This window comes from Azospirillum sp. 11R-A (assembly GCF_049472615.1).
Taxonomy (GTDB): domain Bacteria; phylum Pseudomonadota; class Alphaproteobacteria; order Azospirillales; family Azospirillaceae; genus Azospirillum; species Azospirillum palustre.
In genome coordinates this window covers 264,113-290,574 of the sequence record NZ_JBCEBL010000002.1, presented here as the reverse complement: position 1 = coordinate 290,574, position 26,462 = coordinate 264,113, and the positions used below count along the sequence as shown (strand labels likewise).

Below are 26,462 nucleotides of genomic sequence, written 5' to 3'. Positions count from 1 at the left end.
AATCGCTCCGTGGATTGAACAAAGTGCCCGCCCGTCATGAACGGATGTGGCGAAGATGTGAACAGCTTTGGACAGATGGGCCGCGTGCACGGCGAAGGCGATGGCCGGGCTTCGCCCGCCGATGGTCACGGCTGCCGGCCGATATTTCACGTGCACGGGCTTCCCCATGCCCTTACAAGCGATGGGTGCCGGTCATATGTGTGCGCCGGGAGTTCTGGGGGGCGCTCTGGGAGTCATGGAGGCAATGGGGTCCGATCGGCCGGTCTGGCAGTGGGTCGCGCGTTTTTCGCTGCTGCGCCACGGTCCGGTGCCGCGCTACGGCGCAGCGCTGCTGATCTTCGCCGCCGCCCTTCTGATGCGACAGGCCGCGGACAGCACCCTGCCCACCGGCTTTCCCTATCTCACCTTCTTCCCGGCGGTGATCGTGACCACCTTCATGGCCGGTCGGGGGCCGGGGGTGGCGACGGCGGTGCTGTCCGGACTGGCGGCCTGGTATTTCTTCATTCCGCCCTACCGTTCCTTCGCCCTCGATGCGTCGGTCGGGGTGGCGCTGGGCTTCTATGCGGTGGTGGTCGCGGTGGACATCGCGCTGATCCACGGCATGCAGGTGACGCTGGCCCGGCTGCAGGAGGAGCGTGGCCGCACCGCCTCCCTGCTGGAGGCGCAGACCACCATGTTCCACGAGCTGCAGCACCGCGTCGCCAACAACATGCAGTTCGTCTCCGCCCTGCTGGATTTGCAACGGCGGTCGATCGACCGGTCGCCGGACGCCGCGGTGGCGGCGCTGGAGGAGGCGGGGCGGCGGCTCGACACCATGGCGCGGGTGCACCGGCGCCTGCACGACCCGCGTTCCGGCGACGATTTCGGCAGCCACATCGACGCGCTGTGCCGGGACATGCTGGCGGCGGCCGGCATGTCCGGCGTCACCTGCCGGGTGACCGTGCAGGCCGCGCCGCGGTCGCCCGAACGGCTGCTGGCGCTGGCCATGCTGATCGTGGAGGCGCTGACCAACAGCCTGAAGCACGCCTTCGCCGGCCGCGACGGCGGCACCGTCACCATCGAACTGGCCGAGCTGCCGGACCGGCCCGGCCAGCTGCGCCTGCTGGTGATGGACGATGGAGTCGGCCTGCCGGACGGCTTCGACGTGCAGCGGCTGCCCAGCCTGGGCTGGAAGATCATCCAAAGCCTGGCCGCCCAGCTGTCCGGCCGGCTGAGCCATGGACCCGCAAATGGCCCGGCAAATGGCCATGACGGCGGCACCGGCACGCGGATCGAATTGCATTTTCCGGCCTGATGCGGCATCTGCACCGGCTGAGATCGCGGCTTTTCCGTCGCCATCGGAAGAACTATCTGTGATCTTGCCGGTTGCTGCGGGGATCGGCAGGGGAAAGCGGGAGAGGGATTATGGCGACGCTGAAGGAATTCGAGGACGCATTGAAGGCGTCGGGCAACACGGCCGCGCTGGAGATCCTGGAGTCCCTGCGGGCGCGCGACCGCTCCCAGCGTTCCGTCCGGCCGGCGCGCCGCCTGACCGGGCGCAAGATGACTCCGGAGCTGGCGACCGAGATCCTGCACCTGCACGAGACCACCAACATGACCCAGCAGGAGATCGCCTTCCAGCTGGGGGTGAACCAGGGCCGGGTGAACGAGGTCATCAAGCGCCGCAAATGGCTGAGCGAAGACCCCGCCGCCCCGGAGGCGCAAGCCCGCGACCAGGCCAAGCAGCGCGCCAAGGAAGGCGTCGGCATCCCGCCGCGCCGGCCGTCCCGGAAGAAGAAGGCGAAGCCCGAGGCCGAGGCGGCACCCGAGATGGCCCCCGGTTTGCCGCCCGAGGTGGTGGCGCCGGTGGAGCCGCCGGCGGCACCGGAGGCAGTGGCGGTGGAGCCGGAGGTTGTCGTGGCGCCGGAGCCCGCGCCGCCGGTGGCACCGGAGCCGGTCGCCGAACCGCCTGCCGCCGCGCCTCTTGCCGCCGAGCCGCCTGCTCCCGAACCGCCGATGCCGGTGGCAGCGCCGGAGTTGCCGCTGGAGCAGCCGGAAGCGGCGAAGGACAAGCCGAAGAAGGCGCGCAAGCGGGACAAGGCGGCGGAGATGCCGCTGTTCAAGGACCTGCTGTAACGTTCCGTGAAAGCCCTCTCTCGCCTGGGGAGAGGGCATAAGCCATGCCCGCCGGTCATTTCGCACCTGCGGAATTAACGGCCTGCGGCGGATTGCCTCAGTGGGGGGTAGGCAAATATCCTGACCCTGCCCCGGTTGCTTTCGATTCCCCCTGCCGCCGGGCTTCGCATTCCTTGACCCAGCGCGACAGCGGAGAAACGACAATGGCGTCTGCCGGCCATCACGGCGACCTGCGTGCCGAGGCACAGCTGGCTTCGGCCCATCCCGGCCTGGTGCTGCTGGCGCTCGCCATGGGTGGCTTCGCCATCGGGACGACCGAATTCGCGACCATGAGCCTGCTGCCCTATTTCGCCCAGGGTTTGGGCATCGACGAGCCGACCGCCGGCCATGTCATCAGCGCCTATGCGCTGGGCGTGGTGGTGGGCGCGCCGGTGATCGCGGTGCTGGCGGCGCGGGTGGCGCGGCGGACCCTGCTGATCGGGCTGATGGCGGTCTTCGCCGCCGCCAACGTGGCCAGCGCCTTTTCGCCCTCCTATGGCTGGATGCTGGCCTTCCGCTTCATGAGCGGGCTGCCGCACGGCGCCTATTTCGGCGTCGCCGCCCTGGTCGCCGCCTCGCTGGTGCCGCCGCAGCGCCGGGCGCAGGCGGTGGCGCGGACCATGCTGGGGCTGACGGTGGCGACCGTTATCGGCGTGCCGATGGCGAACTGGATCGGGCAGGTGCTGGGTTGGCGCTGGGGCTTCGGCGTGGTCGGGCTGCTGGCCCTGCTGACCGTGGTGCTGGTCTGGATCTTCGCCCCCAACGACCGGCCGCACCCGAATGCCAGCCCGCTGCGCGAATTGGGCGCGCTGAAGCGCCGTCAGGTCTGGCTGACGCTCGGCATCGGCGCCATCGGCTTCGGCGGCATGTTCGCGGTCTACACCTATGTCGCCTCCACCCTGATGGAGGTGACGCAGGTGTCGCCGGCGATGGTGCCGGTCGTGCTGGCGGTGTTCGGGGCCGGCATGACCGTCGGCACGCTGGTCAGCGCCTGGGCCGCCGACCGCGCCCTGATGCCGACCGTCGCCTTCACCCTGCTGTGGAGCGCCGGGTCGCTGGCGCTCTATCCCTTCGCCGCCGGCAATGTGTGGCTGGTGTCGATCGTCGTCTTCATGATCGGCTGCGGCGGCGGTCTCGGCACGCCCTTGCAGACCCGGCTGATGGATGTGGCGGAGGATGCGCAGACGCTGGCCGCCGCGCTGAACCACAGCGCCTTCAACGCCGCCAACGCGCTCGGCCCCTGGCTGGGCGGCATGGCGATCGCCGCCGGCTGGGGCTGGACCTCCACCGGCTGGGTCGGTGCGGCGCTGGCGCTGGGCGGTCTGGCGGTGTGGGCGGTGGCGCTGCTGGACGACCGGGCGACGGCCAATCGGGCCGCCAGCCGCGCGGCCGAGTCGCTGAAGTCCGAGTCCCGGCTGGCCGAGGCCTGCGCCGGGGACTGAAGACCCGGCATTGCCGGAAAGTCAGCGTCCCCCTGCCACGCTCCAGGCGATGCGCGCCGGATGTTCGCCGAGGTCGAGGGAGCCGATGACGATCTCTCCCCGGCCGGACAGCGGCGCCACGTCGCCCATCTTCAGCAAACGCTGCTCGCCGGCCTGCGGCACCAGACGGGTGCCGTTGCGGCTCAGATCCTCCAGCGTGAAGACCCCGTCGCGCAGCCGGATCAGCGCATGCCGGCGCGAGGCGGAGGCATGGTCCAGCATGATGCCGCAGTCCGCCCCGCGTCCGATCACCAGATCGGCCCCCGCATCGGGCACCGCCACCGTCCGGCCCTGGTAGCTGAGCGTCAGGCGCAGCGCCAGCGCCGGCGGGGCCTGCATGTCGACCGTCATGTCCGTCGGCCGGGCATGCGGCACGGCTCCGGTCCGCATGCCCGTCACCACGCCGATGCCGGTCATCGACACGCGCTGGTCGTCGGGGATGGCGGCGATCTTGGCGATCAGCCCGTCGGCCAAAGCCCGCGGGATGCCGGCGGCGCGCAGGCGGCGGCCCAGCCCCTCGCGCACCTCCTGGAGCGAGGCGCCGGGAGCGGCCAGTTCCGCCGCGGACTTAACCCGGTTGAATTCGTCGGCGACGCGCTGGATGACGGTGCTGATCTTCTTGTGGCCATAGGCGCTGGCGCCGAGGTCGAGCAGATAGCCGAGCCGCCCCGCCGCCGTGTTGAAGCGGCCGGCCAGCCGCGCCATCGTCTCCTCGAAGGGCAGGTCGGTGCCGCCGGTGGCCCACACGGTCTTGCCGCGGCGGGTCAGCGACTCGGCCATGGCTGGACCGCCCATATAGCCGTCGAAGGCGATCATGCCGTCGACGATGGATGAGAAGGCGCGGGCGTCGCTGGCCGCCCCGCTGCGGGTCAGCGGGGTCAGACCGTCCAGCCCGCCGCGGATGCGGTGCAGCAGCGCCTCGCGCGTGCGGGCGAAGCCGAAGCCGGTTCCGTCCGACGCCAGCGCGTTCGACAGCGCCAGCAGCGGCTCGGTGTGGGGCAGCCGGTCGTCCAGATCGCCGCGCAGCGCCGCCAGCAACGCCAGCAGGGCGGAGGCGAGATCGGGCGCATAGCCGATCAGGGCGCGGATCGGCTCCCGCCCGTCGACGATCTCCGCGGAGAATTCATCGACCAGCCGGGTGTTCTCGCCATCGTCCTCCTGGTGGAGTCGCAGGACGGCGGTCAGCTTGGCCCCCCATTCCCGGTGCGGCTCCAGCAGGGTGGCGAAGGCGTGGGTGACGATGCGGTCGCGCTCCTCCACCGGCCGGTCGACGGCGGCCAGCAGCAGGCCGGAAATCCCGCCGCGCATCAGCGCCTGGTCGAAGGGGGCCAGCGTGTCGGATTTCTGGGCGAGCTCCTTCAGCGCGGTGAACAGGCGGGTGATCTGGTCGTAGCGCTCATGCGGCTTCACCCCCAGCATCGGCGCCTGGATGGTGGCGAGCCGGCTGACCGCCGGGTTGAACAGCAGAGCCTCGCGTTCGAAGTAGCGCAACGGATAGTAGCGGTGAAGCTGCTCCGACGGAATGACGCCCTGGTCGTCCCAGTAACCGCGCAGAAGCCGCAGCAGGGTCATCCGGCTGTCGAAGGAGAAAACCTGCAACACGTCGGTGCAGAGGTTGGCCGTCTCGATGGGCGAGATGGTCGTCAGCTTGGCGCCGCCGGAGGACGTCTTCTGGAAGACGGTTTCTTCCCGCCCGGTGCCGGTGACCTTCACCACGCGCACCACCGGGAACTTGGCAAGGCGCAGCAGGAAGTTGGCGCGTTCCGTCGCCGACTTCTCGTCTTCGAAGACGCCGTCGATGTTCGGCTTGCCGCCCTGTTCGACCACCACCTCGAAGCGCGCTTCGCGCCGCTTGGACATCGCCATCCCGTCCCCCTTTGGCCTGCCGCCCCGGCCTGCCCATGTCGGACCGCTCTTTTCCGACCGCCGTCCAGCTACGTCCCTGTTCGCGATTCCCGGCGATTTTTTCCCAAAATACTTTATGAAAGCTTCCATCAGAAGCGGAAAGACCCGAACCGTGACCGCATTCCGTCACTCCGGCAACTGGCCCGGCAGCCGACCCGATAACCGGCCCGAAGACCGCCTGATGTTGGGTCGCCGGCCTTTCCTCGGCCTGCTGGGATCGCTGGGCCTGCCGGCGGTGCTGGGTCCGCTGCCGGCCCTGGCGTCAACCACCAATGGTTTAGAAAGTGCCGCAGTCGGCTATATCCTGTTCGAGCCGGACAGCGGCACCGTGCTGGAGTCGCGGGCGGCGGACACCCCCTTCATCCCGGCGTCGGTGGCGAAGCTGCCGACGGTGGCGGCGGCGCTGGCCCTGCTGGGGCCAGACCATCGCTTCACCACGCGGCTGCTGGCGACGGGACCGCTGACGGGCGGGGTGCTGCGCGGCGATCTGATCCTGCAAGGCGGCGGCGACCCGGCGCTGGCGACGGAAGGGCTGGTGCAGCTGGTGGGCGGGCTGTCCGCCGCCGGGCTACGCCGGGTGGACGGGCGGTTCCTGTACGACACCGCCCTGCTGCCCGATCTGGCGGAGATCGATGCCGGGCAGCCCTGGGCGGCACCCTACAACACCGGGGTCGGGGCGCTGTCGCTGAACTACAACCGCGCCCTGCTGAACTGGCGGCGCGGCGGCGCCGGGCCGGAGGTGCTGACGGTCGCCGATGCCGGGCGCCTGCCGCTGGACAGCGTCGCCGTGCGGCCGATGGCCGGGAGCAAAGGATTTCCGCTGCTGCCGGACGGCGCCGACCGCTGGCTGATGGCGCCGCCCGCCGCCGGGGAGGCGGGGGGCGCCTGGGTGCCGGTGGCGCGGCCGGGGCTGGCCGCCGCCGCCCTGTTCCGCCGGCTGGCCGGCGATGCGGGCATCGCCCTGCCGCTGCCCGAGGTCGGGCGGGCGCCGGCCGGGGCAGCAATACTGGCGGCGCTGGACAGCCTGCCGCTGAACGAACTGGCGCGCGGGCTGCTGCGCCATTCCAACAATTTGTCGGCGGAGGTGATCGGGCTGGCGGCCTCGAAGCGGCTGGATCCGTCGGCCGCGACGCTGGACCGTTCGGCGGCGCTGTTGCAGGGCTGGCTGACGCGGCAGCCGATGGAGACGGGCGGGCCGGCTGCTGGCTGGCGCGGGCTGCGGCTCGCCAACCATTCGGGGCTGGGCACCGGGTCGCGCGCCACGCCGCGGCAGATGGCGGCGCTGCTGCGGGCCGGCGGACCCGCCTTGTGGGAGCTGCTGCCGGGGGAGGAGGACGGCAAGGCGCTGCCGTCGGGCGTCCATGCCAAGACGGGCACGCTGGCCTATGTGAAGGGGCTGGCGGGGCTGCTGACGGCGGGCAGCGGCCGGCAGCTGGGCTTCGTCCTGTTCATCGCCGATCCGGCACGCCGGGCGGCGCTGGACGCCGCGCTCGACCGCCGGGTGACCGCCATTCCGGCGGAGGCGCGCGGCTGGGCCGCCGCCGCCCGCAGGGTGCAGGACGAGACGTTGGGGCGCTGGGTTGCGACCTATTGACTGACATAGGTCATAGGGCGGAGGATGGCCCGTCCGGTAAAATGCAGTTCAAAGTCGATTCGATGACAGGTCGATTTCAGAAAAGTTACGCCTGCGTCGATTGATCGCGTGCCTATCCAGACCATATGCGTCGGCAACCAGCAGCGAGAGCCCGCGACCCGATGATGACAGACCGTTCCGCCACTTCACCCGCGCGCAAAATCCTGCGCCGCCGGCTGGAACGTCAGGATGTGGCCGCCAACCGCTATCACGACCGCCGGCTGGGGGCGGAGGTGGTCAACATCGTCGTCGGCGGCTGCGTCGTCACCGACGATCCGAACGTCGTCATCACCACCACGCTGGGCTCCTGCGTCGCCGCCTGCCTGTACGATCCGGTGGCGGAGATCGGCGGCATGAACCATTTCCTGCTGCCCGACGCCGGAACCGACACGCTGTCGCTGTCGTCGCGCTATGGCGCCACGGCGATGGAGCATCTGATCAACCGGCTGCTGGCCGTCACCGGCCGGCGCGACCGGCTGCGCGCCAAGCTGTTCGGCGGCGCCAACGTCAACCTGAACACGCTGCGCAGCGCCAACATCGGCCAGCGCAACGTCGATTTCGTCATGGAGTATCTGGCGACGGAGGGCATCCCCACCGTCAGCTGGGACGTCGGCGGCGTCAGCCCGCGCGCCGTGCGCTTCTTCCCCACCACGGGACGCAGCCAGCGCCGGCTGATCGGCGACGAGACGCTGCACGACATCGCCCGCAACGAGTCGTCCTACATGGAGCATCTCGGCCGGACGCGGATCGAAGGCGACGTCGAGCTGTTCTGATAGGCTCGACCGGGGGCGCGCCCGCTCGCCGCTCGCTCCCAACCCCGCCGTTCTTCTGCGGAGCCCTTCATGGCCGATACGCTGTTCCGGATCGCCACCTTCAACCTGGAAAACCTGGACGACGATGCCGACGAGCCGCCCTTCGAGGCGCGGATCGCCACGCTGCGGCCGCAGCTGGAACGGCTGGAGGCCGACATCCTCTGCCTTCAGGAGGTCGACGCCCAGCATCCGGTGAAGAGCGAGCCGCGCATCCTGCGTGCGCTGACCCGGCTGCTGGAGGACACGCGCTATGCCGGCTACCACGTCACCGCGGGCGACGCCGCATCGCCGGCCGACCGCCACAACCCGGTGATCGTCAGCCGCTGGCCGATCCGGGCCGCCCGGCTGCTGCGCCACCATCTGGTGCCGCCGGCCCGCGTGCGGCTCGCCACCGCCGATCCGGCGGCGGAGGGAGAGACCGAGGTCGGCTGGGACCGGCCGGTCCTCCATGCCGAAATCGAGATGCCGGACGGCCGCATCCTGCATGTGTTCGACCTGCATCTGCGGGCGCCCATCGCCGCGCCGGTGCCGGGACAGAAGGCCGGCGCCCAGATCTGGAAGACGGCGGCCGGCTGGGCGGAGGGCTTCTATCTCGCCTCGATCAAGCGGGCGGGGCAGGCGCTGGAGACGCGGATGGCGGTGGACCGGCTGTTCGACGCCGATCCCGACGCGCTGATCCTGGTGGCCGGCGACTGCAACGCCGACCTGGAGCAGACCGCCGTCCGCATCATCCGCGCCGGACCCGACTTCACCGGCAATGCCGAGCTGGCCAACCGCGTGCTGGAGCCGCTGGAGCAGGCGATCCCGGAGGAACGGCGCTACACCGTGCTGCATGGCGGCACACCGGTGCTGCTCGACCATCTGCTGGCCTCGCCGCGGCTGACCGAGCGGATGCGCGACGTGGCGATCCACAATGAGGATCTCACCGACGAGGTCGAGCACGCCGACGAGCCGTCGCCGGTCAGCTACCATGCGCCGGTGGTGGCGGGTTTCGTGCTGTAGCGCTGGATTTGCCGGCGAAACTGGTGGAAAACAGCGTCTTCGGGATTTTTGCGGCGTTCCGGCCCGGTTGAGAGGGCCAGCGTCATTCAGCAGGTGCCATTTGGGAGACAGCATGTTCACTGCCGCCAGCTTCCGCGTCGGCGACCGCGTGACCATCCGCAGCGGCCAGTCCATTCCGCAATCCATCGCCACGGTGGAGCGCTACACCGAAGGGGGGCGCTGCATGGTGCTGTCCGACGGCAGCGAGTGGCGCGCCGACGGCCGCCGCCAGTGGAGCTTCCGCGGCGGCTATTACAAGGGTCCGGTGGTCGAGCCATTCGAGCAGGGCGACGACGAGTTCGTCGCGCGCCGCCGCGTTATCGGCGCGCTGCGCAAGTTCGGGGACAGCCTGACGATGGACTCAGGCTTGAGCACCGAGGCCTTGCAGCGGATCCTGGATGCGGTGGACAAGGAAAAGGCGGCGCTCGGCAAGAAGGGGTGAGGAAGCAGGGTCTTCCCCTATCGAACGGCAAAAAAGCCGGCGGCCCCTTGCGGGACCGCCGGCTTTTGTCATCCCGGACCGGTCACTCCGCCGCGATGGTTTCGCGGGCGGGTTCCTCGGCCGGCACGGTGCGGATCAGGTGGTCGAAGGCGGCCAGCCCAGCCTTGGCACCCTCGCCCATGGCGATGACGATCTGCTTGAACGGCACCGTCGTCGCGTCGCCGGCGGCGAAGACGCCGGGCAGCGAGGTCTGGCCGCGGTTGTCCACCTCGATCTCGCCGCGCGGGGTCAGGGCCAGCGTGCCCTTCAGCCACTCGGTGTTCGGCACCAGACCGATCTGCACGAAGATGCCTTCCAGATCGACCCGCTTCAGCTCGCCGCCGGTGCGCTCCTTGTAAGACAGGCCGACCACCCTGTTGCCGTCGCCATGCACCTCGGTGGTCTGGGCCGACAGCAGGACGGTGACGTTGGGCAGGCTGTGCAGCTTGCGCTGCAACACCGCGTCGGCGCGCAGCTGGCTGTCGAACTCGATCAGCGTGACGTGCGAAACGATGCCGGCGAGGTCGATGGCCGCCTCGACACCGGAGTTGCCGCCGCCGATCACCGCCACGCGCTTGCCCTTGAACAGCGGACCGTCGCAGTGCGGGCAGTAGGCGACGCCCTTGTTGCGGTATTCCGCCTCGCCCGGGACATTCATCGAGCGCCAGCGGGCGCCGGTCGACAGCACCACGGTGCGGGACTTCAGCGAGGCGCCGCTCGCCAGCTTCACCTCGATCAGGCCGCCTTCCTGGGTGGCCGGGACCAGGGCGGTGGCGGTCTGCAGGTTCATCACGTCGACCTCATAGTCCTTGACGTGCTGTTCCAGCGCCGCGGCCAGCTTCGGCCCCTCGGTGTGGGAGACCGAGATGAAGTTCTCGATCGCCATGGTGTCGAGCACCTGACCGCCGAACCGCTCGGCTGCCACGCCGGTGCGGATGCCCTTGCGGGCGGCGTAGATGGCGGCAGCGGCGCCGGCGGGGCCGCCGCCGATCACCAGCACCTCGAACGGGGCCTTGGCCTTGATCTTCTCGGCGGCGCGGGCGACGGCGCCGGTGTCGAGCTTGGCGACGATCTGCGCCACGTCCATCCGGCCCTGGGCGAAGGGCTCGCCGTTCAGGAAGACGGTGGGGACGGCCATCACCTGACGCTGCTCGACCTCCTGCTGGAACAGGGCGCCGTCGATGGCGACATGCTTGATCCGCGGGTTCAGCGCGCTCATCAGGTTCAGGGCCTGGACCACGTCCGGGCAGTTCTGGCAGGACAGCGAGAAATAGGTCTCGAAGCGGAAATCGCCGTCGAGGGTGCGGATCTGCTCCAGCAGTTCCTCGGATTCCTTCGACGGGTGGCCGCCGACCTGGAGCAGGGCCAGCACCAGCGAGTTGAATTCGTGCCCCATCGGCAGGCCGGCGAAGGCGACGCCGATGTCGCTGCCGTCGCGCTTGATGGCGAAGGAGGGCCGGCGGGCGTCGGCGCCGCTGCGGTCCAGCGTGATCTTGCCGGACAGCGAGGCGATGTCCTCCAGCAGGCCCAGCATCTCCTGCGACTTCGCACCGTCGTCCAGCGACGCCACCAGGGTGATCGGGTGGGTGATGCGCTCCAGATAGGCCTTCAACTGCGTCTTCAGATTGGCGTCCAGCATGGCTTTCGTTCCCAACGTCTCATGTCCGGGGCGGATCGCCTGCGCATAGTCGCGGCGGTCCGGGCGGAGGAAATTGTGGCCCGAGCAGGAAGAGCCGGTCGGGCGGGCGGTCTGGTTTTGAAACAGTGAAGAGTTTGAAACGTCATCGTCCTCCCCGCGCAGGCGGGGATCCAGATTTTGAAAGGTCTGCGACAAAACGCGCCTGGATGCCCGCCTTCGCGGGGATGGGGAAACCGATGACGGAACCCGAACCGGGAGGCTTTTGAAAGCCGACCCGTAAAAACCTGCCTTGTGGCCGGCTGCGGCGGCAAGGGTACTGATGTTCGAACCCGCTGCCCAATTCTGGCCGGGAGCGGGGGTGGGGACCGGCCGGAGCCGGCCCCCGATCCGTGGTTTCCCTTTTAAGGGGAAGCCTTAGATCTTGCCGACGAGGTCGAGCGACGGGGCGAGGGTCTTCTCGCCTTCCTGCCACTTGGCCGGGCAGACTTCGCCCGGGTGGGCGGCGACGTACTGCACGGCCTTGATCTTGCGCAGCAGTTCCTTGGCGTCGCGGCCGACGCCGCCGGCGGTGATCTCGACGATCTGGATCTTGCCGTCCGGATCGACGACGAAGGTGCCGCGGTCGGCCAGACCGACTTCCTCGATCAGGACCTCGAAGTTGCGGCTGATCGCCAGCGTCGGGTCGCCGATCATGGTGTAGCCGATCTTGCCGATGGCCGGCGAGGTGTCGTGCCAGGCCTTGTGGCAGAAGTGGGTGTCGGTCGAGACGCTATAGACCTCGACGCCCAGCTTCTGGAATTCGGCGTAGTTGTCAGCCAGATCTTCGAGCTCCGTCGGGCAGACGAAGGTGAAGTCGGCCGGGTAGAAGAACACGACCGACCACTTGCCCTTCAGGTCGGCGTCGGTAACGTCGATGAACTTGCCGTTCTTGTACGCGGTCGCCTTGAAGGGCTTAATCTCGCTGTTGATCAAGGACATTTGTGTTCTCCGATGAATGCGATGATTGGTTGTCGCCCCAATCCCTGGCCGCTATCCCCGGCCGGTGGCCGTGACATGCCCGACTTAGTGCGGCGCACCGGGTCGAACAAGGGGGCCTGCCGTGTGGCCAGGAGAGCGGGGCGATGTTCCCTGTGTCCCGTTGACCCGTGGAGGAATACGGGAAATCTGTGATCAAGAGAAGTAGAAAATACCAATTGAATTGATCGATAAATCCGATTACATAACCGGGCATGAAACCGCTCCCCACCCTGCGCCAGCTCCGCTACCTCGTCGCCGTCGTCGACCGCTGCCATTTCGGGCAGGCGGCCGAGGCCTGCCTCGTCAGCCAGTCGACGTTGAGCGCCGGCTTGCAGGAGCTGGAGGATCTGCTGGGCGCCACGCTGGTGGAGCGCACGCGCCGCTCCGTGCTGCCGACGCCGCTCGGCCGCGAGATCGCCGAGCGGGCGCGCCAGCTTCTGAAGGGGGCGGAGGAACTGGTGGACATCACCCGCTCCGCCGCCGACCCGATGTCGGGGGCGCTCCATCTGGGGGTGATCCCGACCATCGGCCCCTTCCTGATCCCCCGCGTGATGCCGGCCCTGCGCGAGAGCTTCCCGCGGCTGCGGCTCTATCTGCGCGAGGACCAGACGGCGCGGCTGCTGGAACAGCTGAACGCCGGCAAGCTGGACGCGGCGCTGCTGGCCTTGCCCTACCCGATGGGCGATCTGGAGACGGAGGACATCGCCGAGGACCGCTTCTCCTTCGTCTGCCCCACCGGCCACCGGCTGGGCGGCGGGGATCCGGCGCAGCCGGTGACGGTCCCGTCGGAGGATCTGCTGCTGCTGGAGGATGGGCATTGCCTGCGCGACCATGCCATGGCGGCCTGCGCGCTGGACGCCACGCCGCACAACACCGCCTTCCAGGGAACCAGCCTGCACACGCTGGTGCAGATGGTGGCGAACGGGCTGGGGGTGACGCTGCTGCCGCAGATGGCGGTCGATTCGGGCATCCTGCGCGGGCTGGATCTGGCGGTGCGCCCGCTGGCCGGCGACCGGCCGGGGCGGCGGATCGCACTGGCCTGGCGCCGCACGTCGGGACGGAAGGAAACCTTCCAGCGGCTGGCCGAAGCGCTCAGGGCGGAGATGACGGCGAAGGACGGCTGACGGAGAGGCGGCGAAAGATTCGCTTGGTCCCGCGGGTGCGAGGTGGTTTAAACGGGACGGTTTTTCGCCCGTTCACTCCGCTTTCGGGACACCCAGCGTCATGTCCACCGCCACCACCGCTTCCGCTTCCGCCCCTGGCCCCCTGTTCGACCGCGTCGCCATCGTCGGCATCGGTCTGATCGGCTCCTCCCTGGCGCGGGCGCTGGCGGAGTATGGGATCGCGCGGCAGGTGGTCTGCACCGACCGCAGCGATGCGGCGTGCGCCAAGGCGCTGGAGCTGGGCATCGTGGCGGAGGCCTCCACCGATCCGGCGGCGGCACTGGCCGGCGCCGATCTGGTGGTGCTGTCGACCCCGGTCGGCAGCTATGCCGCGGTGGCCGAGGCCATCGGGCCGCTTTTGCAGCGCGGGACCATCGTCACCGACGTCGGTTCGGTCAAGCAGGCGACCCTGCGCGACGTCGGGCCGCATCTGCCCGACGGCGTCCATCTGATCCCCGGCCATCCGGTGGCGGGCACCGAGCATTCGGGGCCGGAGGCCGGTTTCGCCACGCTGTTCCAGGGCCGCTGGTGCATCCTGACCCCGCCGTCCGGCGCCGACCGCCATGCGCTGGAGCAGGTGACGGAGCTGTGGCGCCGCGTCGGCTCCACCGTCGAGATCATGGAGGCCAGCCACCACGACCGCGTGCTGGCCATCACCTCGCACCTGCCGCACCTGATCGCCTACACCATCGTCGGCACCGCGTCGGACCTGGAGGAGGACACCAAGTCCGAGGTCATCAAATTCTCGGCCGGCGGTTTCCGCGATTTCACCCGCATCGCCGCCAGCGATCCCGTCATGTGGCGCGACGTGTTCCTGAACAACCGCGAGGCGGTGCTGGAAATCCTCCAGCGCTTCACCGAGGACCTGACGGCCTTGCAGCGCGCCATCCGCTGGGGCGAGGGGGAGCAGTTGCAGGACCACTTCACCAAGACCCGCGCCGTGCGCCGGGGCATCATCGACGCCAAGCAGGCATAAACGCCCTCTCCCCGGAGGGGAGAGGGAAATCCCCGCAGTTTTCAGTCTTCCGATTAAGACGCCCGCAACGCTCCCAGGAAGCCGTCGACCTCCTGGCGCATCCGCCCGGCGTCGTCCTGCACCGTGTCCACCGAGCGCACCATCACGCCGCTGGCCCGTTCGGCGGACGCGGCGGCGGAGGTGACGGCGGCGATGTTGTCGGAGACGGTGCGGGTGCCGTCGGCGGCGTCCTGGATGTTGGCGGCGATCTCGCCCACCGCGGCGGTCTGCTGTTCGACCGCGGCCGCGACCTCGCTGGAGATCTCGTTCAACCGGGCGATGGTGCGGGTCACGGCACCGATGGTGTCGACCGCGGTGCCCGACGCGCTCTGGATTTCAGCGATGCGCGCCTGGATCTCGGCGGTCGCCTTGGCCGTCTGGCCGGCGAGCTGCTTCACCTCGCTCGCCACGACGGCGAAGCCCTTGCCGGCCTCACCGGCGCGGGCGGCCTCGATGGTGGCGTTCAGTGCCAAAAGGTTGGTCTGGCCGGCGATGCCGGAAATCATGTCCACCACCTTGCCGATCTCCTCCGCCGCCTCGGCGAGGCTGCCCATCACCGTGGTGCTGCGCTCGGCGTCGCGGGTGGCGTCGGCGGCGATGCCGGCGGAATCGGCAACCAGACGGGCGATGCCGGCGAAGCTGGCCGACAGTTCGGCGGTGGCGGCGGCGACGCTGTCGACATTGGCCGAGGCGCGGCCGGCGGCCGACGACACCGCGTCGGAATGGCGCGCCGTCTCGGCGGCGCCCTCGGCCATCGCGGAGGACGCGGTGGCCATCTCGGCGGTGGAGGCCGACAGCGCCTCGACCAGCCGCTTCACCGTCGCCTCGAAGCCGTCGGCGAGCGTGCGCAGCTCGCGCCGGCGCTCCTCGGCGGCGGCGGTCTTCAGCCGCTCCTGCTCCTGCTGGAGGCGTTCGGTGTCGAGCATGGTGTCACGGAAGACGCGCGCGGCGGTCGCCATGCGGCCGATCTCGTCGCGGCGGCCTTCTTCGAAGGTGGCGGTGAAGTCGCGGGCGGCCAGCCGCTCCAGCGAACCGGCGACATCGAGGATCGGGCGGGAAATGCCGCGCACCAGCACGGCGCCGAAGCCCAGCGCCAGCAGGGTGCAGAGAGTGACGCCGCCCAGCACCATGCCGTGGGCGCTGCTGTAGACCGCCGCCCCCTGGTCGGCGACGGCGCCGGCATCGGCCATCGTGCTGTCCACCAGCGCGTCGAGCGCCTCCTGCACGCGGGCGAAGGCGACGGCGCTGGGACGCTTGAAGACGCTGACGGCGGACTGGGCGTTGCCGTCGCGGGCCTGGGCGCGCACGCGGTCGGCTGCGGCGGCATAGGCGGTCCAGGCCTCGTCGAAGGCGGCCAGCCTTGCGGCGCCGTCGCCGCCGGTGAAGCGGGTACCGGCTGCCTGACGGCGCGCCGCAACCTCGGTCACCGCGTCGGTCCAGCCCTTTTCCGCCTGGTTCACCTGCATCTCGTTGGTGGCGAGCGCATAGGCGGCTTCGGCGATGCGGTGGCTCTGGGCGGCGGAGGTCAGTTGACCGGCCAGCTGGGTCGCCGGCAGCGAACGGCTGCGCATGGTTTCGGCAGCATTGTTTAGGATTTCAAGCCGGCTGAGCGTGAAAATCCCAAAGGCACCGGCCATCACCACAGTGCCCAGCACCGCGACGATGATCTTGGCACGAATGGTCAACTGTCCGAATGCTCGAATTTTAGCCATTTTGCCCGCATCCCCGCCAAACCCTCGGCAAGAACCCTGTCCACCCGAAGGTATTATTCGACCCTCAACCTTACTAATCCGAATGTTTAAAATTATCAACGCGGAAGGTGAGTGAATTCGTCGGAAATCCGGGGTGTCGGGCAATGGTCACAGGGCGTGACTTGAATGGGGAGTTAAAGGGAGCCTGAAAACGAAACGGCCGCCGCACCCCGATGGTGCGGCGGCCGTTTCGGGACCGTCTGAGGATGGAGATCAGGCGGCCTTGCGAACGGAACCCAGCTCGGTGAACAGCTTCACCACGGCTTCGACGAACTCGTTCAGCTGGTCCTGGCCCAGCGCCGAGACCGTGATGTCGTCGACGACCAGAGCCTCGTCGCTGATCTTGCCGCCGGCGGCGGTCAGGTCGGCGCGGTAGGCTTCCGGGGCGGCCAGCAGGCGGCCGCGCAGCTTGCCAGGGATCGCCAGCAGCTGGATGCCCTGGTCGATGGCGGCGATCGGCTTGCCGGCATCCAGGAAGTGGCCGACGATGCGGCGGGTGTGGGCCGACTGCTGCAGCTTCGCCACGCTGCGCTCACCGCCCGGCAGCAGCAGCATGTCGAAGTCGGCGCCGAGCGCCTCGCTCAGATGCTTGTCCACCGGGAAGTAATGGCCCCAGGACTTGCCGTGCCAGCCGTTGACCAGACCCGTCTCGGTCGAGATGGTGCGCAGCGTGGCGCCGGTCTTGATAAGAGCGCGTTGCGGCTCGGTCATCTCCGCTTCTTCGAAGCCGTTGGAGACGAGGATGGCGATGGACTTTCCTGCGAGCGATTGATCCATACTGTCTTGTCCTTTCATCGTTTCACCAATAGAACGCCGGAGCATCTCCGATGGCATGTCGGCCAGGGGAGAACCCGCCGGGGGCAGAAGGCGGTCGGGAAACGGTCATCGCCGCGCATGGGGATGCGCGGCGGCCAGTTCCGCCCGCCGGGACCCCGAGGTCGGGTGCCGGCGTGTGGGACCTTTACGTCCCGGATCGGTTTGTTTTCAGCATGCGGACTTAATTGGTCCCGATGAGGCCCCAAGTCAACAAGGGATTCCGCGGCGCACCCAAGGATGCGGCGTGCCGGATTCCGTCGGAACCGGTGGATTCGGCTGGATTTACCAGCCCAGTTCAAGACTTTCGGGCCAACCGGGCCATACCACCGGTTGATGCGGTGCAGGGCTGCCATACCATGGGGGCGTGGCTTCGCCGAAGGATTATTCCGAATGAACCGCGTATCGGCGGAGACGAGGCCAAAAAAAAGCGGCCGGGGGGAAGGCCCCCGGCCGTCGGCAAGTCAAAGCATCAGCCGTTCGAAAAGATCCAGCTCGCACACTGGATCACGGACCATTCCCAATGATCGGAACCTGCGATCAATGGAACTGGTCAGCCTCGGTGGAGTCCTTGTACGCGGTGGTCGAGGAGGTGCCGCCGGAGATTGCCGTGGCGACCGCGTCGAAGTAGCCGGTGCCGACTTCGCGCTGGTGCTTGGTGGCGGTGTAGCCGTCCTTCTCGGCCGCGAACTCGGCCTGCTGCAGTTCGGAGTAGGCGGCCATGCCGCGCTCGGCATAGCCCTTGGCCAGGGTGAAGGCCGAGTAGTTCAGGCTGTGGAAGCCGGCCAGCGTGACGAACTGGAACTTGTAGCCCATGGCGCCCAGCTCGCGCTGGTACTTGGCGATGGTGGCGTCGTCCAGGTTGGCCTTCCAGTTGAAGGAGGGCGAGCAGTTGTAGGCGAGCATCTTGCCCGGGAACTGCTTGTGCACGGCCTCGGCGAAGCGGCGGGCTTCGTCCAGGTTCGGCTTGGAGGTCTCCCACCACATCAGGTCCGAGTACGGCGCGTAGGACAGGCCGCGGGCGATGCAGTGATCGACGCCCATGCCCTTCTTCAGGCGGAAGAAGCCCTCGCTGGTGCGGCCGCTGTCGAAGTCGATGAAGGGATGGTCACGCTCGTCGATGTCCGAGGTGATGAGCTGCGCCGACTCGGCGTCGGTGCGGCAGATCACCAGGGTCGAGGTGCCGCAGGTGTCGGCGGCCAGACGGGCGGCGTTCAGCGTGCGGATGTGCTGCTGCGTCGGGATCAGAACCTTGCCGCCGAGGTGGCCGCACTTCTTTTCCGACGCCAGCTGGTCTTCCCAGTGCACGCCGGCGGCGCCGGCCTTGATCATCGCCTTCATCAGTTCGAAGGCGTTCAGCGGGCCGCCGAAGCCGGCCTCGGCGTCGGCGATGATCGGCGCGAACCAGTAGGTGTCGCCCTTGCCCTCGGAGGTCTGGATCTCGTCGGCGCGCTTGAAGGTGTTGTTGATGCGCTCGACGACCGCCGGGACCGAGTTCACCGGATACAGGCTCTGGTCCGGGTACATCTGGCCGGCCGTGTTGGCGTCACCGGCGACCTGCCAGCCCGACAGGTAGATGGCCTTCAGGCCGGCCTTGACCGCCTGCATCGCCTGGTTGCCGGTCAGGGCGCCCAGGGTGTTGATGTAGGGCTCGGTGTTCAGCAGTTCCCACAGGCGGCGCGCACCCAGCTCGGCCAGCGTGTACTCGATCTTGACCGAGCCGCTCAGACGCTTGACGTCGTCCATGGTGTAGTCGCGGCGGATGCCCTCGTAACGGGCGGCGTGGATGGCGGTCTTGGTCTTTTCATCGAGCGACATGGGTCAGGTTCCTTTTGTCCGGTGCGCCCGGTCGATCGGGGCGGAACTGGGGTCTCGGGGCGGGCCTTTTGTCGGTCCCGGCATCCGGTTGCGGACAGTGGCGTTTCCTCCCGCCCTTGCTCTGCCGTCCGGTGTCTTCGGGGCCGCTTGCGCTTTACAGCGCGGCCGTGAACCAAGACTTAAACCCCGCCCGAGTGCGTTGCAATAAGCCCTTGTTTGTAAAAAGGTCCGTTTGTAAACTGCCATATTCACAATCCTGTAAATCCGTAAATCTTGTAAAGTTTGCGGTCCGTCGAGGGGGCTGGTTTTGGCGACCATGGAAAAGAAGGCGATGCTGGGTCCGAAGGTGCGCCGCCTGCGCCGCGACCAGGGCCTGACCCAGGCGCAGATGGCCGACCAGCTCGGCATCTCGCCCAGCTATCTGAACCTGATCGAGCACAACCAGCGCCCCGTCACGGTGCCGCTGCTGCTGAAGCTGGGCCAGCAGTTCGGCGTTGATCTCCAGGCCTTCGCCGAGGACGAGGAGAGCCGGCTGGTGGCCGGCCTGCGCGAGGTGTTCTCCGACCAGCTGTTCGACGGCTCCGACATCAAGAACCAGGATTTCCGCGAGCTGGCGGCGGTGGCGCCGACGCTGGGGCAGGCGGTGGTGGCGCTCTATCGCGGCTTCCGTGGCGCGCGCGACGATCTCCAGGCATTGGCGGAGCGGGTGGCCGACCGCGAGAAGCTGCATCTGGTGCAGGCCACCGGCTTCCCGCAGGACGAGGTGCGCGACCTGTTCCAGACCCACTCCAACCATTTCCCGGAGCTGGAGGCGGCGGCGGAAAGCCTGTGGCAGGACGGCAAGCTGGAACGCGGCGACCTCTATCGCGGGCTGGTCGACTGGCTGAACACCCAGCACAGCGTCCGCGTCCGCCTGCTGCCGTCGGAGGTGATGGGCTATGCGGTGCGCCGCTTCGACCGCCACAGCCGGCGCATCCTGCTGTCGGAGATGCTGGCGCCGTCGGGCCGCACCTTCCAGCTCGCCTGCCAGATCGCGCTGCTGCGCCACCGCGACCTGCTGAACGGCATCGTCGATGCCGCCAACCTGTCGGACGACGAGGCACGGCGGCTGACCCGGATCGGGCTGGCGAACTATTTCGCCGCGGCGGTGCTGATGCCCTACGCCCGCTTCCACGAGGCGGCGACCCAGCTGCGCTACGACATCGAAATCCTGCGGCGGCGTTTCGACGCGTCGTTCGAGCAGGTCTGCCACCGGCTGACCACCCTGCACCGGTCAGGGGCCAAGGGCGTGCCCTTCTTCTTCATGCGGGTGGACAGCGCCGGCAACGTGTCGAAACGCTTCTCCGGCGCCGGATTCCATTTCGCCCGCTTCGGCGGCGGCTGCCCGCGCTGGATCGTCTACGAGGCCTTCCGCACGCCGGGCAAGATCCACAGCCAGATGGCGGAGATGCCGGACGGCACCGCCTATTTCTCAATCGCCCGCACGGTGGTGAAGGCCGGCGGCGGCCACCGCAGCCCGCCGCAGCAATTCGCCGTGGCGCTGGGCTGCGACGTCCAGCATGCGGCTCAGGTCACCTATGCGGACGGGTTCGACCTGTCCAACACCGATGCGGCGACGCCGATCGGGGTGAATTGCCGGCTCTGCCCGCGGCTGGACTGTTCGCAGCGGGCGTTTCCGCCGCTGAATCATCGGCTTATCGTCGATGAAAATCTGCGCGGCCTGTCGCCCTACCTGTTCGCGCCGCCCAGCGCGGAATAAGGATTCGATTGACCGGGATCAATGTTGTACGGCGCAGACTGTGTTGTTTGCCGGAAAGCCCGTCATTTGACTGGTATAAATCCGTGGCCTTCGACCGGGTTTGTTGATAGGTTTCGGCCGTTGCGTCGCGGCAGCTCCGCTCGTGTCATCGCGCCGGCCACCTGAACGCAGCGTCCCGGACTTTGGTATTGAACATTGCCAACAGAGCTTGGCGCCGACAGGTTTTGGAACGCCCAAATGAGCAATCTGATCAAAGAGCGCGTGCTGACCGTTCACCACTGGACCGACACGCTGTTCAGCTTCACCACCACGCGCGATCCGTCCTTCCGCTTCCTGCCGGGGCAGTTCACCATGATCGGGCTGGAGGTCGAAGGCCGGCCCCTGCTGCGTGCCTACAGCCTCGTCAGCGCGCATTACGAGGAGACGCTGGAGTTCTTCAGCATCAAGGTGCAGGACGGCCCGCTGACCTCGCGGCTCCAGCATCTGAAGGAAGGCGACACGCTGCTGGTGAACCGCAAGGCGACCGGCACGCTGATCGCCGACAACCTGCTTCCCGGGCGGAACCTGTATCTGCTGAGCACCGGCACCGGACTGGCGCCGTTCCTCAGCATCATCAAGGACCCGGAGATGTACGAGAAGTTCGACCGGGTGATCCTGACCCACGGCACCCGCACCGTGGCGGAGCTGGCCTATGACGACCTGATCCACCACAGCCTGCCGGAGAACGAGTTCTTCGGCGAGCAGGTGAAGGAAAAGCTGCTCTATTACCCGACCGTGACGCGCGAGCCCTTCCGCAACCAGGGCCGCCTGACCACGCTGATGGAAACCGGCAAGATTTACGAGGACCTCGGCCTGCCGGAACTGGATGCCGAGAAGGACCGCGTGATGATCTGCGGCAGCCCGGCCATGCTGGCCGAGACCACCGCGATGATGGAAAAGCGCGGCTTCGTCATGGGCACCAACGGCGAGCCGGGCGGCTTCGTCATCGAAAAGGCGTTCGTCGAACGCTGAAGCGAGCGGTGAAATTGGGGGCGGGGATGCAATTTCCCACGGAATAAACGCCCCCGTCCGCCGGTTTACCAATCCGTGACGAAGGCACGTCACTCAATCCTTGACCGACTGGGCGCGCCTCCTTTGGGGGGCGCGCCCATTTTCTGTCCGTGTCCGTGAATAAAATCGCCGTCCGGCCTGTTGGTGCGACGGTCACCGTTCAAACCGTCAAGCCTTTGGTGTAGACATCCCGCCCATGCGCCTGATCCTCATCCTTGCCGCGATGATCGTCGCCGGCCTCGCGAATCTCGCCGTCTGGTCCCTGCCGAACCTGCCGGTGCCGCTCGACCCGCCACCCGGCGGCAAGCTGCGCAGCGTGTCCTTCGCGCCCTTCCGCGACGGGCAGAGCCCGCTGACCGGTGTGCTGCCCTCCACCGCCCAGATCGAGGAAGACCTGGTCGCGCTGGCGCCGCAGGTGGCCGGCATCCGCACCTACACCTCGCTGGAAGGCTTGCAGGTGGTGCCGGAACTGGCGCGCAAGCATGGCATGCAGGTCACCATGGGGGCATGGCTGTCCTCGCGGACCGACAAGAACGAGGCGGAGATCGCCTCGCTGATCGACCTCGCCAACCGCTATCCCGACATCATCACCCGCGTCATCGTCGGCAACGAGGTGCTGCTGCGCCGCGAACTGACGCCGGAGCAGGTCGCCGGCTACATCGACCGCGTCAAGGCGGCGGTGAAGCAGCCGGTGTCCTATGCCGACGTGTGGGAATGGTGGCTGAAATACCCGCAGATCGCGGACCATGTCGATTACCTGACCATCCACCTGCTGCCCTATTGGGAGGACGTGCCGGCCGGCGTCGAGGCGGCGACCGAGCGTATCCGCCAGAGCTACCGCACCATCGCCCACCGCTTTCCGGGCAAGCCGATCCTGGTCGGCGAGACCGGCTGGCCGACGCAAGGCCGCTCGCGCGGCGCCGCCGTGCCGGGGCTGGTCAACAAGGCGAAGTTCGTCAACGCCTTCGTCCGCATGGCCGAGCAGGAGGGCTTCGACTACAACGTGATCGAGGCCTTCGACCAGGAATGGAAGGCCAAGCTGGAGGGCACCGTCGGCGGCCATTGGGGCCTGTACAACGCCGACCGCACGCCGAAATTCTCGCTGGCCGGGCCGGTCGTCGGCAATGTCGCGTGGCCCTGGCTGTTCGCGGCGTCGAGCGGGCTGGCGCTGGTGCTGCTGGGCGGGTTGGCGCTGCTGCGCCGCCATGTGCCGGGCTCCGGCTGGGCGGTGCTGATCCTGCTGGCGCAGGCGCTGTCCACCCTCTATGTCCGCGCCGCCTTCCTGGCCGAGCATGGCAAGCATTACTGGCAGGACACCACGCTGGCCGTGGCGATGCTGGCGCTGACCGCGGCGCTGGTGCTGGCGGTGCTGCTGACCGCCCACCGCACGCTGGCGAGCGGCGGTCTGGCGAGCGAGCCGCTGGTCGGCCTGCGCCACGCCCGCCCGGCCCTGACCCGCACCGAGCGGGTCGGACGGTGGAGCGCCGTGGCGCTGGGCGTCGCGGCGCTGGTCTGGTCGCTGCTGATCGTCTATGACGGCCGCTACCGCGACTTCCCCAACCCCTATCTGCTGATCCCGGCTGTGGCGCTGCCGGCGCTGGGCCTGATCCGTGCCGCCCGCCGGCCGGTGGGGACGGAGACACGCGGCGCTCTCGGCATCGCCAGCCTGTTCCGTCCGGCAATTCCCGTCGCCGACGGCGCGCCGCGTGGCCTGTGCGGCGCCGTCCGCCGCCTGCCGATCGAGTCGGTGCTGGGCTTCGGGCTTCTGCTGGCGGCGCTGCTGACCGTGGTGGCCGAGGGCTTCGTGCCGCTCGAATCGCTGATCTACGGCCAGCTGCCCTTCATGGAGGCGCTGCACGAGGTCGACTGGACCAAGCCGAACTGGGAAGCGCTGGGTTGGGCAGCCCTGCAGGTCCTGCTGGCGCTGCCCTTCCTGGCCGGGGTGTGGAGCGCCCGGCGTCCGCTGCGGCGGATCTGATCCAGATCAGGTCTTGATCAGCCCGTCCTGCTTCGGCGTCTCCGGGGCGGGGGCCGGAGCGGCGGGCGGCGTCAGCTGCCAGTTGTCCAGGGCCCGTTTCAGCGCGTCGAGCCCGGCGCCGGCCGAGTTTTTCGCCTCGTCCGCCGCGCGGGTGATGGCGGCGCAGAGGTCGGCGCGGCGCTTGGGATCGTTGCGGCTTTCCTCCAGCGCGCGGCCGACATCGTCGGTCGTGCCGCCGCCCTTGGCGTCGGGCGGCACCGCCTTCGGGTCGATCCCCAGCAGCGGCAGCAGATATTCACGCCCCTTCTCGCGCGCCACCGCCGCGGCCTTGTCGCCGAAACGCTCCGCCGCCGCGACCCCGGTGTCCCAGGTGCTGAGCGCGGCCGAGACGGTCGGGCTGCACCGGCCGGCCGGGTCTGCGGGCGGAACCGTCTGGGCATGCAGCGGGGCGGCGCTCAGCAGCAGCACGGCGAGTGCCGGCACGGCAAGGCGGAAGGCGGGGGGTGGGCACGTCATGGGCGGAACCCTGCGGTCGGGGAAGGGGCTTCGGGTGAGATTTGGGAAGGCGGCCGGCGGCTTTCCATGGGGTCTGCTCAAGGGGGCCGGCCCAACTGGTTTGCCGGATTGGTTGGAGGGGTGAAAAGCGGCGATGTGCCGCAACCTGTGGCGATTTTGCTACCAAATGACTGTTTCATGACCTTTACATGACATGCCGCCGCTGCACCGCACCGCGAAGCGTGCTAAGAGCAGCGCCAAACCATTCAGTCTACGCGAGTCACCGTCCCATGCTGCTGCGCGCATTCCGTTCGCTGATGCCGAAGGAGGAACGCTTCGTCGACCAGTTCGTCGAGCAGGCCCGCCACATCGTGGCAGCATCCATCGCACTGGAAGCGGTGATGGATTCCGGACCGGACGACCGCGTGCAGAAGGTCGCCGCGCTGAAGCGGGTGGAGAAGGACGCCGACCGCATCGCCAAGGATGCCGGGCGCGACCTGCATCGCGCCTTCATCACCCCCTTCGACCGCTCGGACATCCTGTCGCTGATCAACGCGCTGGACGACGCCATCGACCTGATGGACGAGGTGCCGCGCCATGCCGGCCTCTATGGCATCGAGGCGTTCGACGAGCCGATGCGCCGCTTCGTCGCCCTGATCCGCCAGCAGGCTGACGTGCTGGTCGAGCTGATGCCGCTGCTGGGCTCCATCGCCCGCAACGCCGAGCGGATCGACCATCTCTGCGGCCGGCTGTCCGACATCGAGGACGAGGCCGACGACATCCTGCGCAGCGCCTTGCAGTCGCTGATCGCGGAGAAGCCGGACATGATCGCCTTCCTCGGCCGGCGCGAGCTGTACGAGATGCTGGAGGCGGTGACCGACCGGTGCGACGACGTCGGCGACCTGGTCGCGGGCATCACGCTCGATCAGGTCTGAGGCGGCCCCGATCATGGAGGCCCTGCAACTCGGCCTGCCGGCGATCGCCGTCATCGTTCTGGTGGCGCTCGCCTTCGACTTCATCAACGGCCTGCACGACGCGGCGAACTCCATCGCCACCGTGGTGTCGACCCGCGTGCTGTCGCCCAAGCTGGCCGTCCTTTGGGCGGCCTTCTTCAATTTCATCGCCTTCCTGTTCTTCGGCCTGCATGTCGCCACCACCATCGGCACCGGGCTGGTCGATCCGCTGGTGATGGACCCGGCGGTGATCCTGGCGGCGCTGGTCGGCGCCATCGGCTGGAACCTGATCACCTGGTATCTCGGGCTGCCGTCCTCCTCCTCGCATGCGCTGGTCGGCGGCATCGCCGGGGCGGGCATCGCCAAGGCCGGCTTCGGCGCCATCATCGGCAGCGGCTTCACCAAGACGGCGGTCGCCATCGTGCTGTCGCCCGGCATCGGCCTCTTGCTGGCGCTGTTCCTGATGCTGGTGCTGTCCTGGGCGCTGCGCCGGGCCGCCCCCTTCGCGGTCGACCGCCAGTTCCGGCACTGGCAGCTCGTCTCGGCGGCGCTGTACAGCCTGGGCCATGGCGGCAACGACGCGCAGAAGACGATGGGCATCATCGCCGTCCTGCTGTTCAGCCAGGGCATGCTGGGCGATACCTTCCACGTTCCCTTCTGGGTCATCATCGCCTGCCAACTGGCGATGGGGCTGGGCACCATGATGGGCGGCTGGCGCATCGTCCGCACCATGGGGTCGCGCATCACCGACCTGAAGCCCTACCAGGGCTTCTGCGCCGAGACGGCGGGCGCCATCACGCTGTTCGGCGCGACGTGGCTGGGCATCCCGGTTTCGACCACCCACACCATCACCGGCGCCATCGTCGGCGTCGGCTCCGCCCGCCGGACCTCGGCGGTGCGCTGGGGGCTGGCGGGCCGAATCGTCTGGGCCTGGGTGCTGACGATTCCCGCCTCCGGCATCGTCGCCTGGCTGTCCTACCTGCTGGTGGCCAGCGTCCTGCACCCGTAAGGGCCTCGATCCGGGGGGAGAACACCCTGTGAACGAGGGGGCGGACGAGGGGGCGGATACCGGTACGATCGGATAAGCCCTTCGTGACGCAGCCCGCCCTTGACCCGCAAGGGCGGGAACGGCAGGATCGGTCCGGTGGAGACAGGATACCGGTCATGCCGCATATCGAACGCACCGACCAAGGTGAGCAGTATGTGCTTCCCGGCACCGAACGCCGGACGGTCCCGGGCTTGCCCTATGCGGCGGAAGCCGACGGCCAGCTGACCCTGCATTTCTACGCCCCACCCGAGAAGACGGAACGCCGCCCCCGCCCGACCTCGGCGCGCGCGCTGTCCTCCACGCCCCTGCCGATGGCGCCGCTGCCTGCCAATCAGGCGGAGCCGGTCGTGACCGACGCCACGCCGCAAAGCCTGTTCGGCCGGCGTCTCGCCCATTTCCCAAGGGTGTTCGAGCAGCCCTGACCGGAGCAGCCCTGACCGGCTAGAGAGCGGGCCT

Annotated in this window: 22 protein-coding genes; 15 read left to right on the top strand and 7 right to left on the bottom strand. The window is 68.6% G+C overall.

Features of this window, described 5'->3' with window-relative positions; all coding sequences use genetic code 11:
* The first annotated feature begins 244 nt into the window (after positions 1 to 244).
* The 3 genes from VH569_RS04965 to VH569_RS04955 all read left to right on the top strand — a co-directional run bounded on the left by VH569_RS04965 (position 245) and on the right by VH569_RS04955 (position 3,596).
* Positions 245 to 1,294 carry a sensor histidine kinase gene (locus VH569_RS04965; protein WP_423314391.1) on the top strand — a complete coding sequence of 350 codons (1,050 nt, stop codon included), beginning with the start codon at positions 245 to 247 and terminating at the stop codon, positions 1,292 to 1,294.
* 110 nt (positions 1,295 to 1,404) lie between these two features.
* On the top strand, positions 1,405 to 2,115 hold the full coding sequence (locus VH569_RS04960) for a hypothetical protein (protein ID WP_423314390.1): 711 nt from the start codon (positions 1,405 to 1,407) through the stop codon (positions 2,113 to 2,115).
* Between the two features lie 203 nt (positions 2,116 to 2,318).
* Entirely contained in the window at positions 2,319 to 3,596 is a 1,278-nt protein-coding gene (locus VH569_RS04955; RefSeq protein ID WP_423314389.1) for an MFS transporter, read from the top strand.
* A 21-nt stretch (positions 3,597 to 3,617) separates the two neighbouring features.
* Here VH569_RS04955 and VH569_RS04950 read toward each other — a convergent pair whose 3' ends face one another.
* Complete coding sequence (locus VH569_RS04950) at positions 3,618 to 5,501, bottom strand: FHA domain-containing protein (protein WP_423314388.1); 1,884 nt, start codon at positions 5,499 to 5,501, stop codon at positions 3,618 to 3,620.
* Positions 5,502 to 5,652: 151 nt separating this feature from the next.
* On the opposite strand from VH569_RS04950, the gene VH569_RS04945 reads away from it, so the two are divergent.
* The 4 genes from VH569_RS04945 (at position 5,653) to VH569_RS04930 (ending at position 9,468) form a co-directional block, all read left to right on the top strand.
* Positions 5,653 to 7,134: a D-alanyl-D-alanine carboxypeptidase/D-alanyl-D-alanine-endopeptidase gene (locus tag VH569_RS04945; protein ID WP_423314387.1), complete on the top strand. Its 1,482-nt coding sequence runs from the start codon at positions 5,653 to 5,655 to the stop codon at positions 7,132 to 7,134.
* 161 nt (positions 7,135 to 7,295) lie between these two features.
* A complete protein-coding gene (locus VH569_RS04940) occupies positions 7,296 to 7,946 on the top strand; it encodes a chemotaxis protein (RefSeq protein WP_098735888.1) in 651 nt (216 codons plus the stop codon).
* A gap of 69 nt (positions 7,947 to 8,015) precedes the next feature.
* A complete protein-coding gene (locus VH569_RS04935; protein WP_423314386.1) occupies positions 8,016 to 8,987 on the top strand; it encodes an endonuclease/exonuclease/phosphatase family protein in 972 nt (323 codons plus the stop codon).
* A 112-nt stretch (positions 8,988 to 9,099) separates the two neighbouring features.
* Positions 9,100 to 9,468 (top strand): hypothetical protein, encoded by a 369-nt coding sequence (locus VH569_RS04930; protein ID WP_423314385.1) that lies wholly within the window; start codon positions 9,100 to 9,102, stop codon positions 9,466 to 9,468.
* 82 nt (positions 9,469 to 9,550) lie between these two features.
* Here the strand turns inward: VH569_RS04930 and ahpF are convergent, their stop codons facing one another.
* Positions 9,551 to 11,146: an alkyl hydroperoxide reductase subunit F gene (gene ahpF, locus VH569_RS04925; protein ID WP_423314384.1), complete on the bottom strand. Its 1,596-nt coding sequence runs from the start codon at positions 11,144 to 11,146 to the stop codon at positions 9,551 to 9,553.
* 414 nt (positions 11,147 to 11,560) lie between these two features.
* Positions 11,561 to 12,124, bottom strand: coding sequence for an alkyl hydroperoxide reductase subunit C (ahpC, locus tag VH569_RS04920; protein ID WP_042697589.1), 564 nt, complete (start codon positions 12,122 to 12,124; stop codon positions 11,561 to 11,563).
* Positions 12,125 to 12,375: 251 nt separating this feature from the next.
* On the opposite strand from ahpC, the gene VH569_RS04915 reads away from it, so the two are divergent.
* Positions 12,376 to 13,287: a hydrogen peroxide-inducible genes activator gene (locus VH569_RS04915; protein ID WP_423314383.1), complete on the top strand. Its 912-nt coding sequence runs from the start codon at positions 12,376 to 12,378 to the stop codon at positions 13,285 to 13,287.
* A 100-nt stretch (positions 13,288 to 13,387) separates the two neighbouring features.
* Positions 13,388 to 14,302 carry a prephenate/arogenate dehydrogenase family protein gene (locus tag VH569_RS04910; protein ID WP_423314382.1) on the top strand — a complete coding sequence of 305 codons (915 nt, stop codon included), beginning with the start codon at positions 13,388 to 13,390 and terminating at the stop codon, positions 14,300 to 14,302.
* A gap of 53 nt (positions 14,303 to 14,355) precedes the next feature.
* Here VH569_RS04910 and VH569_RS04905 read toward each other — a convergent pair whose 3' ends face one another.
* From VH569_RS04905 to aceA, 3 genes are all read right to left on the bottom strand, one after another.
* Positions 14,356 to 16,026: a methyl-accepting chemotaxis protein gene (locus VH569_RS04905; protein WP_423314381.1), complete on the bottom strand. Its 1,671-nt coding sequence runs from the start codon at positions 16,024 to 16,026 to the stop codon at positions 14,356 to 14,358.
* A gap of 279 nt (positions 16,027 to 16,305) precedes the next feature.
* Positions 16,306 to 16,869 carry a DJ-1/PfpI family protein gene (locus VH569_RS04900; RefSeq protein WP_109048549.1) on the bottom strand — a complete coding sequence of 188 codons (564 nt, stop codon included), beginning with the start codon at positions 16,867 to 16,869 and terminating at the stop codon, positions 16,306 to 16,308.
* A 576-nt stretch (positions 16,870 to 17,445) separates the two neighbouring features.
* The gene (gene aceA, locus VH569_RS04895; protein WP_423314380.1) at positions 17,446 to 18,723 is read right to left on the bottom strand and encodes an isocitrate lyase; all 1,278 of its coding nucleotides are present in this window, start codon (positions 18,721 to 18,723) and stop codon (positions 17,446 to 17,448) included.
* A 316-nt stretch (positions 18,724 to 19,039) separates the two neighbouring features.
* Here aceA and VH569_RS04890 point away from each other — a divergent pair, with 316 nt between their 5' ends.
* The 3 genes from VH569_RS04890 (at position 19,040) to VH569_RS04880 (ending at position 23,510) form a co-directional block, all read left to right on the top strand.
* Positions 19,040 to 20,482 (top strand): helix-turn-helix domain-containing protein, encoded by a 1,443-nt coding sequence (locus tag VH569_RS04890; protein ID WP_098736258.1) that lies wholly within the window; start codon positions 19,040 to 19,042, stop codon positions 20,480 to 20,482.
* 237 nt (positions 20,483 to 20,719) lie between these two features.
* Positions 20,720 to 21,493, top strand: coding sequence for a ferredoxin--NADP reductase (locus VH569_RS04885; protein WP_423314379.1), 774 nt, complete (start codon positions 20,720 to 20,722; stop codon positions 21,491 to 21,493).
* A 235-nt stretch (positions 21,494 to 21,728) separates the two neighbouring features.
* Positions 21,729 to 23,510 carry a glycosyl hydrolase family 17 protein gene (locus tag VH569_RS04880; RefSeq protein ID WP_423314378.1) on the top strand — a complete coding sequence of 594 codons (1,782 nt, stop codon included), beginning with the start codon at positions 21,729 to 21,731 and terminating at the stop codon, positions 23,508 to 23,510.
* 6 nt (positions 23,511 to 23,516) lie between these two features.
* Here VH569_RS04880 and VH569_RS04875 read toward each other — a convergent pair whose 3' ends face one another.
* Positions 23,517 to 24,026: a hypothetical protein gene (locus VH569_RS04875; protein ID WP_423314377.1), complete on the bottom strand. Its 510-nt coding sequence runs from the start codon at positions 24,024 to 24,026 to the stop codon at positions 23,517 to 23,519.
* Positions 24,027 to 24,295: 269 nt separating this feature from the next.
* Between VH569_RS04875 and VH569_RS04870 the strand changes: the two genes are divergently transcribed.
* The 3 genes from VH569_RS04870 to VH569_RS04860 all read left to right on the top strand — a co-directional run bounded on the left by VH569_RS04870 (position 24,296) and on the right by VH569_RS04860 (position 26,428).
* Positions 24,296 to 24,940, top strand: coding sequence for a DUF47 domain-containing protein (locus VH569_RS04870; protein ID WP_109048552.1), 645 nt, complete (start codon positions 24,296 to 24,298; stop codon positions 24,938 to 24,940).
* A gap of 13 nt (positions 24,941 to 24,953) precedes the next feature.
* Positions 24,954 to 25,967 (top strand): inorganic phosphate transporter, encoded by a 1,014-nt coding sequence (locus tag VH569_RS04865; RefSeq protein WP_423314376.1) that lies wholly within the window; start codon positions 24,954 to 24,956, stop codon positions 25,965 to 25,967.
* Between the two features lie 155 nt (positions 25,968 to 26,122).
* Entirely contained in the window at positions 26,123 to 26,428 is a 306-nt protein-coding gene (locus VH569_RS04860) for a hypothetical protein (protein WP_423314375.1), read from the top strand.
* The last annotated feature ends 34 nt before the right edge of the window (positions 26,429 to 26,462 follow it).

Coding starts and splice junctions, on each gene's coding strand:
- VH569_RS04965 (WP_423314391.1), top strand. CDS start 245: ATGGGGTCCGATCGGCCGGTCTGGCAGTGGGTCGCGCGTTTTTCGCTG.
- VH569_RS04960 (WP_423314390.1), top strand. CDS start 1,405: ATGGCGACGCTGAAGGAATTCGAGGACGCATTGAAGGCGTCGGGCAAC.
- VH569_RS04955 (WP_423314389.1), top strand. CDS start 2,319: ATGGCGTCTGCCGGCCATCACGGCGACCTGCGTGCCGAGGCACAGCTG.
- VH569_RS04950 (WP_423314388.1), bottom strand. CDS start 5,501: ATGGCGATGTCCAAGCGGCGCGAAGCGCGCTTCGAGGTGGTGGTCGAA.
- VH569_RS04940 (WP_098735888.1), top strand. CDS start 7,296: ATGATGACAGACCGTTCCGCCACTTCACCCGCGCGCAAAATCCTGCGC.
- VH569_RS04935 (WP_423314386.1), top strand. CDS start 8,016: ATGGCCGATACGCTGTTCCGGATCGCCACCTTCAACCTGGAAAACCTG.
- VH569_RS04930 (WP_423314385.1), top strand. CDS start 9,100: ATGTTCACTGCCGCCAGCTTCCGCGTCGGCGACCGCGTGACCATCCGC.
- ahpF (WP_423314384.1), bottom strand. CDS start 11,146: ATGCTGGACGCCAATCTGAAGACGCAGTTGAAGGCCTATCTGGAGCGC.
- ahpC (WP_042697589.1), bottom strand. CDS start 12,124: ATGTCCTTGATCAACAGCGAGATTAAGCCCTTCAAGGCGACCGCGTAC.
- VH569_RS04915 (WP_423314383.1), top strand. CDS start 12,376: ATGAAACCGCTCCCCACCCTGCGCCAGCTCCGCTACCTCGTCGCCGTC.
- VH569_RS04910 (WP_423314382.1), top strand. CDS start 13,388: ATGTCCACCGCCACCACCGCTTCCGCTTCCGCCCCTGGCCCCCTGTTC.
- VH569_RS04900 (WP_109048549.1), bottom strand. CDS start 16,869: ATGGATCAATCGCTCGCAGGAAAGTCCATCGCCATCCTCGTCTCCAAC.
- aceA (WP_423314380.1), bottom strand. CDS start 18,723: ATGTCGCTCGATGAAAAGACCAAGACCGCCATCCACGCCGCCCGTTAC.
- VH569_RS04890 (WP_098736258.1), top strand. CDS start 19,040: ATGGAAAAGAAGGCGATGCTGGGTCCGAAGGTGCGCCGCCTGCGCCGC.
- VH569_RS04885 (WP_423314379.1), top strand. CDS start 20,720: ATGAGCAATCTGATCAAAGAGCGCGTGCTGACCGTTCACCACTGGACC.
- VH569_RS04880 (WP_423314378.1), top strand. CDS start 21,729: ATGCGCCTGATCCTCATCCTTGCCGCGATGATCGTCGCCGGCCTCGCG.
- VH569_RS04875 (WP_423314377.1), bottom strand. CDS start 24,026: ATGACGTGCCCACCCCCCGCCTTCCGCCTTGCCGTGCCGGCACTCGCC.
- VH569_RS04870 (WP_109048552.1), top strand. CDS start 24,296: ATGCTGCTGCGCGCATTCCGTTCGCTGATGCCGAAGGAGGAACGCTTC.
- VH569_RS04865 (WP_423314376.1), top strand. CDS start 24,954: ATGGAGGCCCTGCAACTCGGCCTGCCGGCGATCGCCGTCATCGTTCTG.
- VH569_RS04860 (WP_423314375.1), top strand. CDS start 26,123: ATGCCGCATATCGAACGCACCGACCAAGGTGAGCAGTATGTGCTTCCC.